The following is a 17,469-nucleotide window of genomic DNA, read 5'->3' as shown; positions in this document are numbered from 1 at the left end:
ACACTCGTTAACCTTAGTTAACCTAATCCAAGCCTTGCTTTTACCAACTTTGAAACTATAAATAATAATAACTAACATCATGAAAACAATCATTTTTATCCTTGTTGCTTTTTTTAGCACCCAATTTATTTTCTGTCAAAAATTTCAGGGCATTGCAGTTTATAAGTCCAAACGCAATGTAGAAATCAAAATGGATAGCAGTAAAGTAAGTAATGAAATAAATAAAAGTATTCAGGAGCAATTAAATCGTCAATTTCAGAAGGACTACACCCTAAAGTTTGACGGAATAGAATCAATTTACACCGAAAACGAAAAACTGGATGCTCCTTCAACTCAATCTAATGGCATTAAAATTAAAATAACCGGAGGGAATGATATTGTGTATAGGAATATAGCCGACAAAAAATATATAAATCAAACGGAATTTATGGGGAAACTTTTTTTGATTAAAGATTCCCTAAAACCTCTGGATTGGACCCTGGAAAGGGAGACAAAAAAGATAGGCAGCTATACAGCTTATAAAGCGACTCATACACGAGAGGTGACAGTACAAAAATTTAATACCGAAGAAGATGGAATGGAGGAAACTAAAAAGCAGGTAACCACCACCGCCTGGTACACGCCAGAAATTCCCGTTAGCATCGGGCCTGCAGGCTATTGGGGCCTGCCCGGTTTAATTCTGGAGGTGCAGGAGGATAAAATGTCCTTATTATGTACTGAAATTGTTATAAATCCTTCAGAAGAATTCAGTATAGAAGTGCCTTCAAAAGGAAAGGTGGTGAAGAAAGAGGAATTTAATACTATTCAGGAGGAAAAAAATAAGGAATGGATAGAACGAAATTCCGGTCGAACAAAGGATGGACATAAAATAATTTCGGTTAAAACTTCCAGTGGCCAATAACCTACTTTTTAAAGCTAACCAGAAACTCAGATTTTCAACCTTATATTAATGATCATATGAAAAAACTTCTGTTGTTTTCATCACTACTCCTATGTACTTTCTTAAACGCTCAAAACGTAAAAATTTCGGGGACTGTAAAAGACAGTTTGGGCAACGGCCTGGAAATGGCCAATATCATAGCTACACAAAGCTCAAATGGTAGTATGCAGGATTATGCCATAACCAATTATAAAGGGGAATTTTCTATCTCCCTGCCAACAGAAATTATTTATTTATTCAATGTCACTTACCTGGGTATGAAACCGGTTTCGATTGAAGTTGATTTGACAAAAAATCTTACACTGGATGTATTGGAAATTATTTTGCACCCGGATGAAAATCAATTAGATGATGTTGAACTTGTATATGAAATGCCGGTAGTAGTTCGGGGAGATACCATTGTTTATAATACTGATTCTTTTACAACCGGCAATGAGAGAAAACTGGGAGATGTACTTAAAAAGCTACCCGGAATACAGATAGATGATAATGGGAGTATTAAAGTGGAAGGTAAAAATGTTTCCAAAGTAATGATAGACGGGAAAGATTTTTTTGACGGTGACTCTAAGCTGGCTACCGAAAATATTCCTGCCGATGCCTTAAGCAAAGTAGAAGTTCTGAAAAATTTCAATGAAGTGGATCAAATGCGGGGTCTGGGAAATGACGGAGACAATATTGCCATCAATATTAAATTAAAAGAAGGAAAAGAGAACTTTTGGTTTGGCGATTTTGAAGGCGGTGTAGGTTACGGTGAGAAAACAAGATACCTGGGCAGTTCCAAGTTGTTTTATTACAGTCCGGAAACCAGTGTGAATTTAATTGGAAAAAGCAACAATACAGGGGATGTACCTTTTACATTTATGGATTACTTCAGATTTACTGGAGGATTTAGAAATTTTAATAAGGGTGAGGGAACTTCATTTAACATCAGTGATAGCGGGCTGGGCTTTTTAATGGCCCAAAACGATCGTGCCAACGAATTACAAAGCTATTTTGGTGCAGCAAATGCCACGCACCAATTGTCAGAAAAAATTAGTTTTAGCGCATTTTCCATCTACAGTGATAATAAAACCCAATTTATACAAAATGCTATTAAGAAGTATATACAAACCGGGGCAACCGAATCGGTTTCTAATATAAACGATCAACAAAACCGGTTAGGATTATTCAAATTCAGCACTGTTTATAAACCCGGTAACAACTTTCAACTTGATTATGATTTTTTCCTGAAAAATATTCAACAACAAGAAAATGGAGAGACCATATCTGAATTTTCCAATGAGAATGAAAGCGTAAAAAATCCCATTCTAGAAAATAAAAGAAATTCACCGATTTCCATAAATCAAAATATCAATACGTATTATACCCTTAACACCGCTAATATCTTTGCGGGTTATTTTCAACATTTATATCAGGATGAAGACCCTTTTTATAATGCGATTTTAGGGTTACAACCTTTTAAGTCCATTCTGCCTTTGACCGAAGATCAAGCGAGCTTTAACATTAATCAAAACAGATTGATACGAACCAATAAATTGGATGCTAAAATTGATTATTACCATATAATAAATGATTTAAGTAATATTAATATCAATCTTGGAAGTACCTATAGCAAACAAGAATTCAATTCATCTATTTTTGAAATTACAGATGAAGAGAGCACCAATTATATAGAAGATCAGGATTTTATAAATAATATAAAATATAGCTTTTCCGATATTTTCCTTGGAGTAAAGTATAAACTGAAAACAGGGATTTTCACCTTCACCCCAGGTTTTACCCTCCATACTTTTCACACTGCGCTAAGCGACCTACAAGGCAGATATAAAAATAACAACAATATGCTTTTACCCAATTTTCATGCGAAAGCTCAATTTCGGGCGAGTGAGAGTTTAGTTTTCACCTACGATAAAATCGCCGATTTCGCCGATATTAATAAGGTGGCGGAAGGCTTTATTTTCAATAATTATAACAGGTTGTTCAGGGGAAACAGGGAGGTGGAAAATGGGATTTTTCATAACTTTAATTTGAATTATTCAAATCTCAGTATGTTTAATTTTACCAGTTTGTATGGTAACTTAAGCTACAGTAAAAGGATAGATGCAATAAGAAACAATACTTTTTTAGAAAATATAAATCAGGTGACTTCTGTAATCAATAGCGATTTTATTGATGAAAGTTTATCTGCAAATGGAAGTTTTCAGAAAAAGTTTAGAAAATTGAACGTGGATGTGGAAAGCAGTATCTCATTTAATACTCTAAATACAGTGGTAAATGATCTAAATAAGGAGACCAGAAATTTTTCTCAAAATCATGAATTGAGTTTGGGAACAAATTTTAAATCTGCCCCAAATTTTAATATTGGCTATAATTTTTCAAGAAATGCATATAAAAATGGAGATAGAGAAAGCATATTTTTAACCCACAGGCCATTTGCCAATATAGAATATAATTTCCTGAATGATTTTACTTTCACGGCAGATTATAGTTATTTTAATTATTATGATTCGGAGGGCACGGTCGCGAACAAATATTCTTTTTTAAATGCCAGGTTATATTATCAAAAGCAGGGAAGTGCCTATGAGTTTAGTTTGAATACCTCCAACCTACTTAATGTACAGGAAATCAATCGGGATAGTTTTAATGAAAATTTTAGTATCACGAGCAGCTATAGCATTCAGCCACGGATTTTAATGCTTTCGATAAAATATAACCTCTAAATTATATATTATATAATCGCCCCACCCCTTACCACGGACTATAAAACTTTAAAAATAAGTTCCATAGTAAATTTGAAGAGGAGGAAAGTACAGTAGAAAAAATGCATAAAGTGCCTTTATCCACATCTATAATATTTTACCTTACGATTTGCTTGGACTTGGATAAGATTAAATATATAAGAACAGTATTTAAAGCTTGAAAAAGCAAATAATTTCAAATAATAATTATTTCAATTCTGATACAAAATTGAAATATGCACGAATAAACTCCGGGGCAAAGTAGCGATTAAAATATTTGCTGGATAAGGTTTTGTGCATCCGTATAGATGCGTTTAAAATTTTCCTCGATATCTTTCTCAGAATGTCCTTCAAATTTGACAGGAAGTTCTTTATGTAGCTTTTCTCTTTTAAATTTCACTAATTTTTCCTTTCCGTCTGCATAGGCTACAAATTCCCCCGGTTTTAACCTAAAAAATAGATCAGCACGTAGTTTGGAAACTTCCCGTTTGGTTTTGGTAATTCGAGTATCAAAATTCAGGTTTCCTCCTTTACTAATACTGATTTGATCTCGTTTTACCAGTTCAAAAAACTGCTCATAGTATTTCGCGGTGGCAGGATCATTTGCTTTTCCGAAGAACTGATAAGAGAGATTACTTAAGATAGCCTTACTGGCCTTATCCCCATAAAGCAGGTCATTCTGAATCTTATCCTGCATGATGTATAAGGTAGTAATGTCATAGCTACGCAGGGTGGCCGGCACCCGGTGCATATTGAGAAGGCGAATGGTCGGAGCTTCCTCCATAAGGATAAAAGCACTTTGGCGGTTGCGGACACTCATCTGTTTAATTACGGTATGCATGATGGTAGCAATGATAGGAGAGTAAGCTGAATCCAGTTTGGGATTATTAACAAGAGAAATCACCCCCGGGTTTTCAGGATTATTGATGTCCAGGGCTATTTCATTCCCGGAGAGGCAAAAGAATATTTTCCGGGTACTGATCTTTTTAAAAGCGTTGGCCAGGGTGCCTTTTACCGCGGCTGTCTGCCGCTCCGAATCGGCCCCGCTGATAAAGGCATCTGCCATCGCCCGGGAAGTAAAATCAGAGCTTAGGAAAGAAATAAGCTGCTCACTAGTCATTAGTTGATACAAAGCAATAAGATGCGGCAGGGTACAATATTTGGGATGATAGGTGCGCAGTTTCCAGATGAGCCCACTCAGAATACCTTCCACGGCATCATTAAAAAACCGGGTAGAGCCGGAGGCGTATTGATCCTTTTGCTCCAGTAAGTTCTCCATAAGTACCCGGGCAACTTCATTTACGCTTTCCTCATCAGGTAGATAATGAGGTGCTATAGGATTAACTTTTTGATAGACGGGATCGAACGAAATAATAGAAAAAGGAATCCCTGATTTTTTATAGAATGGGTAAGCCAGTTCGGTAAGCTCAAAATTCTTATAATCATGGATAATCCCGCAAAATTCATATTTATACAGGTGCCTGATAAAGTTAAAAACTACACTTTCGGTTTTACCGCTACCGGCAGCGCCTGTAATAGAGACTCCGCGCCTTAGATTTTGAATCTGTAGGCTGCCGGAATTAAGAGAGAATTTAACCCGGTATTTTTTAGGGATTTTTTCATGGGTGCCAGTGCCAGTGACTGCATATATTAAAGTACTTATGAGTACCAGCGGTAGTATTATTAGTGCACTTGTAATCCAGTTGTAACAGGTATCGAGGTACACGATATAGGCGAGCAATGCAATGAGCAAGAGGTTCATAATATGACCAAAACGGTATAACCTGGCAATTCCCCAGAAACCCAGGGAAATAAAACTGGAAGCGAATAGAAGATGTAGTATCATAATTATCTATTTTAATAGCCTATGGAGCTGGATTTCATACCGATTTCAATGGCTTTTTGAAGCTGTTTGATTGCAAAACGGACTTTTGCATCCGGGATTTTGGGCAGGGCGACCCCGGCGGTTTTGATCAGTTGCATGGCCAGTTTCCGTTCGGAAGTTGGTAGTTTTAGCAGGTTGGAATAATATTGTTTCGGAGATTTAATCAGCGTTTTCCGGGAGGTATAGGCTTCCACGAAATTGCGCTTATAACCGAACTGTTTATCAAATCGCATTTCCGTTTTTTCAAAGAATTTATCCCGGTCAAATCCACGTTTGATTTCTTTGCCACGGAAGACCACTTCAGAGGCTTTGTATTTACTCCCTGGTGAAATACTTACGGAATTGGACATATCCTTCCGGCTAACGATCAAATGAACATGCATCTGACTTCCCTGTTTTTGCATGCCCTGTTCGATTATCTGCCCGTCCAGCTTGTGGCGTGCTTCCCTTTGAAGACGGCTGATCTCTTTTTCTAAACCTTTAATGGAACCAGAAACCTCTCCACGATCTACTTTTCGGATATCGTTTTGCAGTTTAGCAATTCTATTGGAGTAGGGGGAATTTTCCCGGATTTCCTTGTCAGTTTCTTTATAGGTCCGAGTATATTCGATTTTCGCGTAGTATTTAATATCCGATACTTGAACCGGTCTGCCATTGATTTCCCGGTTAAAACAAGCGGCATAGTCTTTCATGGTTTCCCGGATATATGCTTTTAGTTTAGCCGGATTATTTTTGATGTGTTGTAGCTCCCGCTGGGAGGGATTAATTGTAAGGGAATAGTAGCGAGGTTCGGTGGATTTGAGTTTGGCCGTATTGCCATCGATCTCCCGGATCACTTCCTTCCGAGGAATGGAATCCTGGGTTTGGTTAAAGAATAGTTCTTTTTGCTGAGGCAGGCGATCTGTATTTTCTTTTTCCAGGTAGTCAACAAAATCGGCTACGCTGGAAGAATACTGAGCACCTAATTTCTGGGGGCTAATCGTGATATACATGGTACTTGGTTTTTAGACGCTTGACCTCTTCAGGATCAAGGGTAAGTTTATAATACGCTTTGCCAAAGGGCGGTTTGACTGTTTCTACTTTTCTTAGGATATTCCGGATATCCTTATGATCCGTTTCGGAAGAGATCTTTGGAAGCGAGGCCGGGGTTCTTTCCAGGTTCTTAAAAGCTTCTTCGAATGAGGGAATGACCTTTTTACGAGTTTGCACAGGAAGCCCTTCAAAGAGGGCTTCCAACATGGCTTTGGTGGGCACGGTTTGCTGTTGTTCTATATCACGGATAATAGCAACCAGGGCATTGATCCGTTTTTTGATAAAAGATTCGAGCGTTTGTATTTTAGGACCTATTTTTTCTTTGGGTGAAATAGCATTAATTTCAAAAAAGTCGAGCATAAGTAGTAAGGTCATCGATTGTGATTTCGATAACTTCCTGGCATACTGCCTGAATTTTTCGGCGACGGATGCTTTAATTCTTAACCCCTGGAAAGGTTCATTTTCATATCCTAAATCCATTTTTTCATAAAAAATTTACCGGTTTTACTGGGCTGAGGAGATTTTTTCATAAAAAACTTTCAACTCTTTTATTCATTCTATTTTTTCTGCAATCAAAAGCGGTCATTTGACTGTATCTCCATTGAAAAATCGACCGTAACCTCGCATCGCGGGTTACCCTCTTGCTCTTCCTTTTTATCGGCCCCGCCGATTTTTTTAGAAGTTAATTTGAAGGTGTTGGTTTAAAAGAATTGAAAACTGATTTTAAGATACCAGACGACAAAGAATTTTTTAAAATTCAATGAATTCTAAATTTTGTTGAGAATATTATAAAAGAAAAAAGGTGACCTTAAAAAGACCACCTTTCCAACATTGGGACAAAAAAAGCTCATAGAATGCCTTCATCGGCAAAACTAAAATAGTTGCCGTCAGGGGTTAATATTAAATGATCAAGGACTTTTATATCAAATAGAATCGCTGCATTTTTTATTTTCTCGGTGATTCTTTTATCTGCAATACTGGGTCTAAGGGTGCCGCTGGGATGGTTATGCGCCAGTATTATGGATGTAGTAAGACTTTTAAGAATAACAGCAAACACAATTCTAAGATCCACTAAGGTACCGGTAATTCCTCCGGTAGAGACTTGAAAAATTCCTTTCACCTTATTCGCATTGTTAAGCAGCATGATTTTAAAACATTCCTGCAGTCCAATCTGGTCTTTATTCCATGTTTCAAATAAAAGTGTTGTAGCACAGAGGGAAGAGGTTATTTTAGGAGCCTGAGAAATTTTAAAGTTTCCCTGATATTTTATCGCGATTTCATTAACTTTAGTTTTCATATTTTATCAATTTAAAGGTTAGTAATGAAAAGAGGGCGCTACCATGAGCAAGTACGCCCTCTTTGATTTTAAGCCTTACGACCTGGAGTCATTTTCATTAACGGCATTACCTCCCAGCAAAAGAATTTCACTGGCTATAACTTCGGTTACATAGCGTTTCACCTTCATTGGTTTCATAGGAACGGGAGGAAAGTTTACCTTCAATAGCGATTTCTTTTCCCTTTCCAACATAGTTTTCAATGATCTCTGCGGTTTTACCCCAAGCAACGATATTATGCCATTGGGTATCCTGTATTTTCTCACCATTAGCATTTTTATAAAATTCATTGGTGGCCATTGAAAAGCTTGCTACTTTCTTAGCATTTTCAAGGTTTTTGATCTCTGGGGCGTTCCCTACATTGCCGATTAACTGAACTTTGTTTCTAAGCGTTTTCATAATTGAAATATTTAAATGAATAATTGATTTACTTTTTATATCCAGAGCATTTTCCTTTTTTGATTTTTTTTGTGCTATTGCTATTTTTTGTGTTTGTATCGATTCCATGATTATAGATTTTGACTTACTTCTTATAGAGCCCTCACATTACCTTTTTTGATGCTTATTATACTCACAACAGATGGGCCTGGTAAAGCGTATAAAAAGAGCAGGCAAAGCCGAAGCGGCTTTATGCCGCTGTCCAGGATCGGATGTTGTTTTTTCGCATTATAAAAAAGAGAATGAGAGGGACTAGTTGTATGGTGAGTCAACAAAAATCCCGAAGAGATACCCCGTCCAAAGCAGTAGCAAAAATTGAATAAAAGCTTCCTTTGGTGGCATCGATGAGGAAATCACTATTTGCAATATTCGCTGACCGCCATAATGCTGAACCCCGTAGACCTTTCCCCATCTGTTGATTTTGCTGAAGCTGGATATTTCCACACTTTTGGGCTATACTGTTGCCGTGTTTCAGAAATTCTTCGGCACCAGTTTTGGAATTATCCTTTCCTCGGTAATTCTTTCGCTTTGGGTAATTATCCCCGTAGCCATCATCAACCGAATGGCAAAGCGGAAGGATTTTTAAATTTTAAACATCCTGGTTAATATGATATTCATCATGTTTCTTAGAAATTCAATAGTGCATCTTTGAGGATTAAAATTCTAAAAAATGCAAATAACCTCACCACATAGTTTCCATATTCCGGTAATGGGGCTCGCATATTCTATAGATTCACCGGTAAAGGTTGCCTGCTACGGTATCACATCAGCCATCTCCATTATTGAAGACAACCTGATCGAAATGATGCGGAAGCATTATTACACAGAAAATAAAGAGGAATATATTCCAATTTCAGTAAATGAGCCAGATTATCGCGCCCGGCGGATCACAGACTATTTAAATCTTGTGCAGAAACTGGTGCATTCGAAGATTGATAAAATAAAAGCTTCTGCTCTTGAAACCGGTTCTGAATTTTGCAAATATTTTGAAATGTTGCCCGATGGTAATAAGTTAAAAGTAAAATACCTCAAATTACTTTCAACTGAAAATGAGCAGGAAAGGAAGAGCTTACTAGAAAGCCTGAAGAAATTAATAGTTCCCGGCGGCATAGAGGTGAATGTAATGACCAAGGTGGACAAGAATAATCTTGATAATGAAGGTTTGCCACTGGAGAATGGCTCTGATGCCCTTATTTCTTTAAAAGCCTACGCCCAAAGCAACCTAGATAATTCGGGGATCATATTTTCAGCGGGAATGAACCCCAGGTTGTATAACTACCTTGAAAATTTCAGTGACTTCGATGCTTCGGCATGGGGGGAATTTAGGAAAAAGGTGATCATCAAAGTAAGTGATTATCGTTCGGCCCTCATCCAGGGAAAATACCTGGCTAAAAAAGGAATTTGGGTCAGTGAATTCAGAATAGAATCGGGATTGAACTGTGGCGGGCATGTGTTCGCAACCCAGGGATTATTGATGGGGCCAATATTGAAAGAATTCAGTGAGAAAAAGGAAGAATTGGCAGAAAGTCTTTTCAGCCTCTATTCCGTAGCCCTGAAAGAAAAGGGCAAACCTGTATTTTCCAGGCCACACCCAATAAAGATCACGGTTCAGGGTGGGATTGGTACCGCTGAAGAAGATAACTTGCTGCACCGACATTACAGAATAGACGGAACGGGCTGGGGAACCCCATTTTTATTGTGTCCCGAAGCCACTACGGTTGATGATGAAACTCTTGGATTACTGCTCAAATCTGGCGAAAAAGATGTGATACGAAGTAAATCTTCTCCTCTGGGAGTAGGCTTCAATTACCTGAAAGGTACCTCCGGCGAAACCGAAAGGTTGGATAGATTGAAAAATGCTGTGCCCGGAAGCCCCTGTACCGAAAAGTTCCTTATTTCCAATACAGAGTTCACCAAAGAACCAATTTGCACCGCCTCTAGGAAATACCAGAAAAGGAAAATAGCGGAGCTTGAGGGTTTAAACCTTCCGGCAGCAGAACATGACCACAAAATGAATGAGATCATTAGCAAGGAATGTCTGTGTGTTGGATTGAGCAACGCGGCATCGATCAAATATCAGGTGCCGTTCCTCAAAAAACAGCACTCGGTCACTGTTTGCCCGGGCCCCAATATCGTTAATTTCAATAGAAAGATAAGTTTAAAAGAAATGACCGACCACATTTACGGACGGACGGATATCATGGCGAATAAAAACAGGCCACATTTTTTTGTAAAAGAACTTCAGTTATACCTGAATTTTATAAAAGAGCAGCTGGCAGAAGAAAATTCACCAGGCAAAAGGAAGATCAGGGAATGGAAGGGGTTTTGTGAAAACCTGATGAGCGGGATTGAGTATTACAGGGCTTTGCTGAAGGAAGGGATAATCTGTGAAAAGCAAAAATTTCAGGATTTCCTTAAGTTGGCCGAAGCCGAAGTTTCACTGTTGCAGTCCCGGTTGAACGGGTATTCCGTTCAAATGTCCTGAAATAAACCGAAAATACTTTCGGTAAAAATAAAAAGAGATGAAACCAGTATGATGCTGGGTGCAAAGAGTTAGCAACATACAGGAAGATGCTTAGACGCCTGAATTCCCGCATTGGGATTAAAATATAAACACATCAGAAATATCTTAGAAAAGAGTCTTGCCGGCGCACTGAACTCAGAAATAGCAGCATTTTGCAATATCGATTTCAAACCATAGAAGGAAAAAATAACATGCCAAAAATAAAAAAAGGCTCTGAATAAAAAGGCGATTTTCACGAGCAGAAACTTCTGCTAAGCAACCTCCTAAGATTATGGCTGAAATAATTCTTGCTCACCTTTTGTTTTAAGTAAATTCCAAATGGTAATCCTAGGATTTAACTATCAGCAGTATGAAAAGTTATTCTAAAGCAGGTACCCTCTTTAGGCTTACTATCTACATTTATTTGGGCACCATGTTCTTCGAGTATATTCTTTACGGAAGTTAAGCCTACACCAACTCCTGTATTTTTATTGGTATAAAAAGCATCAAATATGCGGTTTATTTCATCTGGCTTTAAGCCATGTCCATTATCCCGGATACTTAGAATACAATCTGTAGTATTTTGTTTAATTTCTATTTCTATAATTCCCTTTTCGGGAGTAGTGGCCTCACTGGCATTTACAATAATATTGAGTAGAGCGATGATGAGCTTTTCCTTATCTGCCAGGATATAACAATTGGGAGCATAGTTCTTTCTCACGGTTATACCCGCTAAATAAATTCTATCTGAAGCTCTCTCAAGAGTTTGATCTAGAATTTCAGCAAGATTTTCTCTCTTTAATTCAGACAATGAATAATTGGAAGAATCTAATAGGTTATTTACTAAATTATTCAAAGTTTTGGTGCTTCTGGAAATAATACCTATATAATTACCTACTTGTTCTTCCTTACCTGGAGTGAATTTTTTGTTTAAAATATCGGCAGCCATTCCAATACTTGCCAAAGGATTGCGCAATTCATGAGCAAAAATCCTGGCAACCTCCCCTTGTATAGAAAGTCTTTCTGCTTTTAATAAATCATATTGTGTATTTTTCTGCTCTGTAATATTTCTCACCAGTAGAACATATTCGCTCACCCAATTAGCATCTCGCCGCTTAAAAATTTTTCCACGTACACTGAACCATTCCCAGGAAGCTCCCCTTAATTTCAGGCGTACTTCAATTTCAAGTACATCCTGATCATCCGATTTAACTAAATTTTTATGGAAATCAATTATTTTTTCCCGGTCCTGAGGATGTATAAAAGGGACGATTTCTGTTAATGGAGTTCCTTGAATTCTTTCTACAGTCATTCCCGCGTCAGGAAATATATCTTTATTAATATACCGGACATTATAGGAATCCAGGTTAATAATAAGTATCGTTTCAAGAGAGGTTTGTTCTAATTGATTTTTAAATCTTAAGGTTTCCTGAAGATGCTCAGATTCCCTCTTTCTTGCGGTAATATCTTCAATGGTGGCAATTAATAGATTGTCCTGTGATTTAACTGTCATTCTGAACCAGTTATTATAACCTTCTTTTTGAAAATGAAATTCCTCTTCCATAGGATTACCGGTTTTCATGACGGTTTTCAGCGCATCGAAAATTCCCAATTCTACTCCATATTTTGACGTTTCCAAATAGGTTTTTCCTAAAGGATCCATATTCAGATACATTTCCTTAAGTACCTTATTTACTTTAATAAATCTGAAATCTTTGATAGAACCATTATTATCATAAATAGTTCTAAAAACCGCAATTCCCTGGTTTGTGGTATCAAATACGGTTTGCAATAATCTTTTTGCGTTGTCATTGGAAAGATTCTTAGAACTTTTCTTCCGCTTGAATTTTAGATGATCAAATAATTTAGACATAGGAATTGAATGCTCCTTAAAAAAGGCATAAGTACAAATTTAACATACTTTTAGGAAATCTTTAATGATATCGAAACTGAATTCAGAATGATTATCTTATTAAATGATCTCAAGAATTTTTTATAAAGACCTGATGGTTCCTATAAATAAGAGAGAGAAGTTAAAAAAACTTCTCTCTGAAAACTAAATTTTTAATTATTCTTCAACCTCATGATCCTATTCAAAAATAAAAAAATATGTTAAGATCGTTTAATGCTAAGCCTTTTATATTTAACGGAAAACGATAAAATAAGGTAACAATTTAATTTTAACATATCATTTTAAATCGATTAAACGCGAATATTATCGATAATATGTAATTTTATTAAGATTTAAATTTAATATAAAATCAATAGCATGTTTAATACCAGTAATTTCTATAACCTTGATTTATTAAAAAAGGATATCTCTTCCAAATTTTTAGTAACGGGTTGTTAAAATTTCATGAAAATTATACCCCTTTAATCTGATTTCTAGACCAGATTTGCCTCACCAAAAAAGGATGGCAGCTCAAAAGATTTGTTTGGCTAGATGCGATAGGACTCGGCAAATAGAAAAAGATTATAAAGGATCTTTTTGAACCAACTTTTCATTGCATGTTATTTATAAAACTATTAGATCAATATGTGTCAAAAGCCCTCATAAAAAATTCTTCCCTGAGATTATGAAAGAAATAGAAAGAATTCAAGAGCTCCAATCTTATAATATATTGGGATCATCTAAAGAAAAAGTGCTGGATGAATTAGCGGAAATAGCTTCTTTAATTTGTGATGTTCCAATTTCGCTAATAACATTAATCGGGCATGATACCCAGGATTTTTTAGTACATCGTGGATTATCATTTTCTCAAACATCGAGAAAAGATTCCTTCTGCCAACACACCCTTCATCAACCCAAAGAAGTTCTTATTGTTTCGGACTCTTTAAAAGATGAAAGATTTAAAAACAGCGTATTAGTTAAAGGAGATCCACATATTCGTTTTTATGCTGGAGCTCCTCTGGAAACACCTAACGGAAATGTTTTAGGTACTCTATGTGTAATTGACACTAAGCCAAGGAAGATATCTGAAAACCAGAAGAAAGCTTTGAAGATCCTTGCTAAAAAAGCCATGGATCATCTAAATGATAAAAAGAAGATTCACCTTCAACAACAGAAAATCCAATTTCATACAGATAACCTCATAAAATTGACGGATGAAATTCCAGGTATGATTTATCAGTGTAAAATGACAGAAGACGGTGAAATGTCATTTAATTTTATCAGTAAGGGGCTAGAGCTATTAAATCCGGAAGTAACCAGAGAACAGATATACACGGATCCCCATTTGATATTTAGCCTGATCCATGAAGAAGATCTGGCAAGAGTGCAGAAAAAAATCCAAAGTTCCTTTAATAATCTTCAAATTTGGGAAGATGAATTTCGCATTATAAATAAAAATAAGACTATAGAATGGAGGAAGGTCAAAGCAATACCGGAGAAACAAAATGATAATTCGGTAATTTGGTGTGGCTTTATTCAGGATTACACAAAAGAAATAGCGTACCAAAACAAGATGGAACAATTAGCTTTTGATATTTCTCATGTTTTACGAAAGCCTGTGGCAACATTATTAAGTCTTACTTCCATATTAGAAAAAGACAAAATGGAAGAAAAGGAAATAAGGGAATATAGCGGATACATCCAAACAGTTTCCAAAGAATTGGATGTCTTTACCGATAAGTTATATAAGACTTACGCTGAGGAAAGGGATATTGAAAAATCGTTTTATAGTGCTAACAAGACCTTAAATTAGATCCAACTTATCCAATTTTTGAATTGTTAGGGGTTTAGATATGAAAGATCTGACTGAAGCTAATTTTTCAGATCTTAATTTATCATTTTCGTCAATTGAGGAGGTAAGGAGGTACAATACATATTTATATTTAATATTTTTCTCTAAAAGGCTAATAAACTCCCAACCAGAAATTTCCGGCATATTTATATCTAAAAATATAATGACATTAAAATCTTCTGGTTTTTTATGCATTAAAAATTCCAAAGCGTGATTAGCAGTCTGAAAATCTTTAATGATCACATCAGCCTTTTTTTTTCGGATGATTTTCCTGTTTACAATATTTGTTATTTTATCATCATCTATTAATAAAATTAGTGTATTCATTGAGGTAAAAAAATTGTTGCTATGCAATGAAATTTGCTATGATTAAAAAATCCAGATACCAAATATACCTTATCTTCCCAAAAGTACCTTTAAAAACTTTTTATGAACGCTCGGTTTTCTCTCCGATTTATACACCTAAATATACATAAGTAGAATAAGAGTAATTGCTATATGGTAATTAATTCCTTCACTAACTGCTACAGATTTCCCTACCTTAGTTTCACCATTAAGAATAAATTAAACGGCTTTAAAATGGTTTCAATATTCCCGGTCTTCGGTTAACAATAGACAAGAGAACAAATAATACTATCAAACTTGCTATTCCTTTATATCGCCCCGCCGATTTTTAATGAATTCTATATTTTTGTTGAGAATATTATAAAAGAAAAAAGGTGACCTTAAAAAGATCACCTTTCCAACATTGAGACAAAAAGCTCATAGAATTCCTTCATCAGCAAAACTAAAATAGTTGCCGTCTGGCGTAATTATAAGATGATCAAGAACCTTGATGTCAAACGGAATAGCTGCATTTTTTATTTTTTCAGTGATTCTTTTATCTGCAATACTGGGTCTAAGGGTGCCGCTGGGATGGTTATGTGCAAGTATTATAGAGGTAGTAAAACTTTTAAGAATAACAGCAAACACAATTCTAAGATCCACTAGGGTACCGGTAATTCCTCCGGTAGAGACTTGAAAAATTCCTTTTACCTTATTGGCATTGTTAAGCAGCATGATTTTAAAACATTCCTGCAGTCCAATCTGGTCTTTATTCCATGTATCAAATAAAAGTTCTACAGCACAAATGGAAGAGGTTATTTTATGAGCCTGGGAAATTTTAAAGTTTCCCTGATACTTTATTGCTATTTCATTAACTTTAGTTTTCATATTTAATCAATTTAAAGGTTAGTAAGAGGGCGCTACCATTAGCAAGTACGCCCTCTTTGATTTTAAGCCTTACGACCTGGAGTCATTTTCATTATCGGCATTACCTCCCAGCAAAAGAATTTCACTGGCTATAACTTCGGTTACATAGCGTTTCACCTTCATTGGTTTCATAGGAACGGGAGGAAAGTTTACCTTCAATAGCGATTTCTTTTCCCTTTCCAACATAGTTTTCAATGATCTCTGCGGTTTTACCCCAAGCAACGATATTATGCCATTGGGTATCCTGTATTTTCTCACCATTAGCATTTTTATAAAATTCATTGGTGGCCATTGAAAAGCTTGCTACTTTCTTAGCATTTTCAAGGTTTTTGATCTCTGGGGCGTTCCCTACATTGCCGATTAACTGAACTTTGTTTCTAAGCGTTTTCATAATTGAAATATTTAAATGAATAATTGATTTACTTTTTATATCCGGAGCTTTTTCTTTCGATTTTTTTTACTTCTTTCGGGGATATTTATTTTCAATGATCTCATAGCGGTCCTATTTTGATTTACTTCTTACAGAGCCGTATGCTGTTTCCTTTTCGATGCTGATACTTATAAAAAGGAAAGCGTAGCCGACTGGCTTATGCAGTCCCTCTAACTTCTATCTCCTGGTATTTTGCATTAAGAAAAGGGAACAATGGCAGCGGCTAAGGGGTAGATCAGGAAGGCTGAGGCAGAAAATAATCCGTAAGTAGTAAATAAGAATAATTTTTTTGATCAGTTAAAGGAATTTGTTTTTCAGAACTATGTGGTACAACTATTAAGTTTTTAAATCACTAGTTTCTTCTGACGGTATTAAAAAAATTTCCTGTAGAGTCTTCTATGCACGTTGGTAGAATGTAGATATCTTCAAAATCAAATAATAAATGATTAAGGTTTTCGAGGAAGATCCAGTAAGGAAATTAAAACCACCAATTACTCTTAAAACCGCGCCCCTAAAAAATGTTCTGCTAAATACAAAAGGATTAAATTTTAGAGCTTGGGCAAGTATATTCAGATAAGTTTATTAAACGCCTTTTATTCTTTAATTTTAAATGAATTATCCTAGGTTGTAGCAGGCTTATTCCAAAAACAGTATCATAGTGGTATTGGAATGTTTAAGGAATAAGTACAATGAATGGTATATAGAATCCACTTCTTATAATTTTATGGGTACTTGTGGGTAATTATCCTTTTTTGATATTGAATAATTGAGAAAGAAATATTATTTGTTTAAAAAAATGACAAGGAATAATAATTTCATGATAAGAAATATTCAAAAACCAGAAGGGTAAGATATTGTATTAGATGCCTATTTCAACTGAAATTAGTCAGAGAACTAATAAATATAGTTCTAGCTTTTATGACATGTTTAGGATAAAGGCTTATTTTAACCTTGAAAACTCTTTGCTTTATCGAGTGTAGTTTTAATACTTTCTAGCAAATTATCCACCTCAAATGGTTTGGCGATAAAATTAGTGGCTCCGGCAGCGATACAGATATTTCTGGCGCCGTCCCAGCCCGACATCATAAGGATGGGTGTGTCTGATATAGGAATGGTATTCCTTATTTCGGCACAGATATCTGTCCCATCAATTCCGTTCAATAATTTGTCCATTA

General features: G+C 35.9%; 13 protein-coding genes and 2 pseudogenes. 5 read left to right on the top strand and 10 right to left on the bottom strand.

Annotated features, from left to right (window positions below):
- Positions 1 to 79: 79 nt before the first annotated feature.
- Together Q1K34_RS12025 and Q1K34_RS12020 are read left to right on the top strand one after the other, a co-directional pair.
- A complete protein-coding gene (locus Q1K34_RS12025; RefSeq protein ID WP_300439059.1) occupies positions 80 to 901 on the top strand; it encodes a GLPGLI family protein in 822 nt (273 codons plus the stop codon).
- Positions 902 to 957: 56 nt separating this feature from the next.
- On the top strand, positions 958 to 3,660 hold the full coding sequence (locus Q1K34_RS12020) for a carboxypeptidase-like regulatory domain-containing protein (RefSeq protein WP_300439057.1): 2,703 nt from the start codon (positions 958 to 960) through the stop codon (positions 3,658 to 3,660).
- 286 nt (positions 3,661 to 3,946) lie between these two features.
- Here Q1K34_RS12020 and Q1K34_RS12015 read toward each other — a convergent pair whose 3' ends face one another.
- The 5 genes and pseudogenes from Q1K34_RS12015 to Q1K34_RS11995 form a co-directional block, all read right to left on the bottom strand.
- On the bottom strand, positions 3,947 to 5,524 hold the full coding sequence (locus Q1K34_RS12015; RefSeq protein WP_300439054.1) for a type IV secretory system conjugative DNA transfer family protein: 1,578 nt from the start codon (positions 5,522 to 5,524) through the stop codon (positions 3,947 to 3,949).
- An 11-nt stretch (positions 5,525 to 5,535) separates the two neighbouring features.
- Complete coding sequence (gene mobB, locus Q1K34_RS12010; protein WP_300439051.1) at positions 5,536 to 6,555, bottom strand: MobB family relaxase; 1,020 nt, start codon at positions 6,553 to 6,555, stop codon at positions 5,536 to 5,538.
- Positions 6,539 to 7,075 carry a BfmA/BtgA family mobilization protein gene (locus Q1K34_RS12005; protein ID WP_300439049.1) on the bottom strand — a complete coding sequence of 179 codons (537 nt, stop codon included), beginning with the start codon at positions 7,073 to 7,075 and terminating at the stop codon, positions 6,539 to 6,541. Before Q1K34_RS12005 ends, mobB begins: the two co-directional genes overlap by 17 nt.
- A gap of 367 nt (positions 7,076 to 7,442) precedes the next feature.
- Positions 7,443 to 7,892, bottom strand: a complete 450-nt coding sequence (locus tag Q1K34_RS12000; protein WP_300439046.1) for a JAB domain-containing protein — start codon at positions 7,890 to 7,892, stop codon at positions 7,443 to 7,445.
- 75 nt (positions 7,893 to 7,967) lie between these two features.
- Positions 7,968 to 8,328, bottom strand: a pseudogene (locus tag Q1K34_RS11995) (single-stranded DNA-binding protein).
- Between the two features lie 460 nt (positions 8,329 to 8,788).
- On the opposite strand from Q1K34_RS11995, the gene Q1K34_RS11990 reads away from it, so the two are divergent.
- Complete coding sequence (locus tag Q1K34_RS11990) at positions 8,789 to 8,953, top strand: hypothetical protein (RefSeq protein ID WP_300439043.1); 165 nt, start codon at positions 8,789 to 8,791, stop codon at positions 8,951 to 8,953.
- Between the two features lie 84 nt (positions 8,954 to 9,037).
- Positions 9,038 to 10,852: a hypothetical protein gene (locus Q1K34_RS11985; RefSeq protein ID WP_300439040.1), complete on the top strand. Its 1,815-nt coding sequence runs from the start codon at positions 9,038 to 9,040 to the stop codon at positions 10,850 to 10,852.
- 373 nt (positions 10,853 to 11,225) lie between these two features.
- Here the strand turns inward: Q1K34_RS11985 and Q1K34_RS11980 are convergent, their stop codons facing one another.
- Entirely contained in the window at positions 11,226 to 12,743 is a 1,518-nt protein-coding gene (locus tag Q1K34_RS11980; protein WP_300439037.1) for an ATP-binding protein, read from the bottom strand.
- Positions 12,744 to 13,374: 631 nt separating this feature from the next.
- On the opposite strand from Q1K34_RS11980, the gene Q1K34_RS11975 reads away from it, so the two are divergent.
- On the top strand, positions 13,375 to 14,574 hold the full coding sequence (locus Q1K34_RS11975; RefSeq protein ID WP_300439034.1) for a GAF domain-containing protein: 1,200 nt from the start codon (positions 13,375 to 13,377) through the stop codon (positions 14,572 to 14,574).
- Here the strand turns inward: Q1K34_RS11975 and Q1K34_RS11970 are convergent.
- The 4 genes and pseudogenes from Q1K34_RS11970 to Q1K34_RS11955 all read right to left on the bottom strand — a co-directional run.
- Complete coding sequence (locus Q1K34_RS11970; protein WP_300439032.1) at positions 14,566 to 14,940, bottom strand: response regulator; 375 nt, start codon at positions 14,938 to 14,940, stop codon at positions 14,566 to 14,568. The two genes, Q1K34_RS11975 and Q1K34_RS11970, sit on opposite strands and share 9 nt — an antisense overlap.
- 435 nt (positions 14,941 to 15,375) lie before the next feature.
- Positions 15,376 to 15,825: a JAB domain-containing protein gene (locus tag Q1K34_RS11965; RefSeq protein ID WP_300439029.1), complete on the bottom strand. Its 450-nt coding sequence runs from the start codon at positions 15,823 to 15,825 to the stop codon at positions 15,376 to 15,378.
- 69 nt (positions 15,826 to 15,894) lie between these two features.
- Positions 15,895 to 16,255: pseudogene (locus Q1K34_RS11960) on the bottom strand (single-stranded DNA-binding protein).
- Between the two features lie 984 nt (positions 16,256 to 17,239).
- The coding region (locus Q1K34_RS11955) for a response regulator (protein WP_300439026.1) at positions 17,240 to 17,469 on the bottom strand (230 nt) is incomplete at its 5' end.

It is taken from the genome of Christiangramia sp. (genome assembly GCF_029937855.1).
Taxonomy (GTDB): Bacteria; Bacteroidota; Bacteroidia; order Flavobacteriales; family Flavobacteriaceae; genus Christiangramia.
This window is presented reverse-complemented; position numbering and strand designations above follow the sequence as displayed.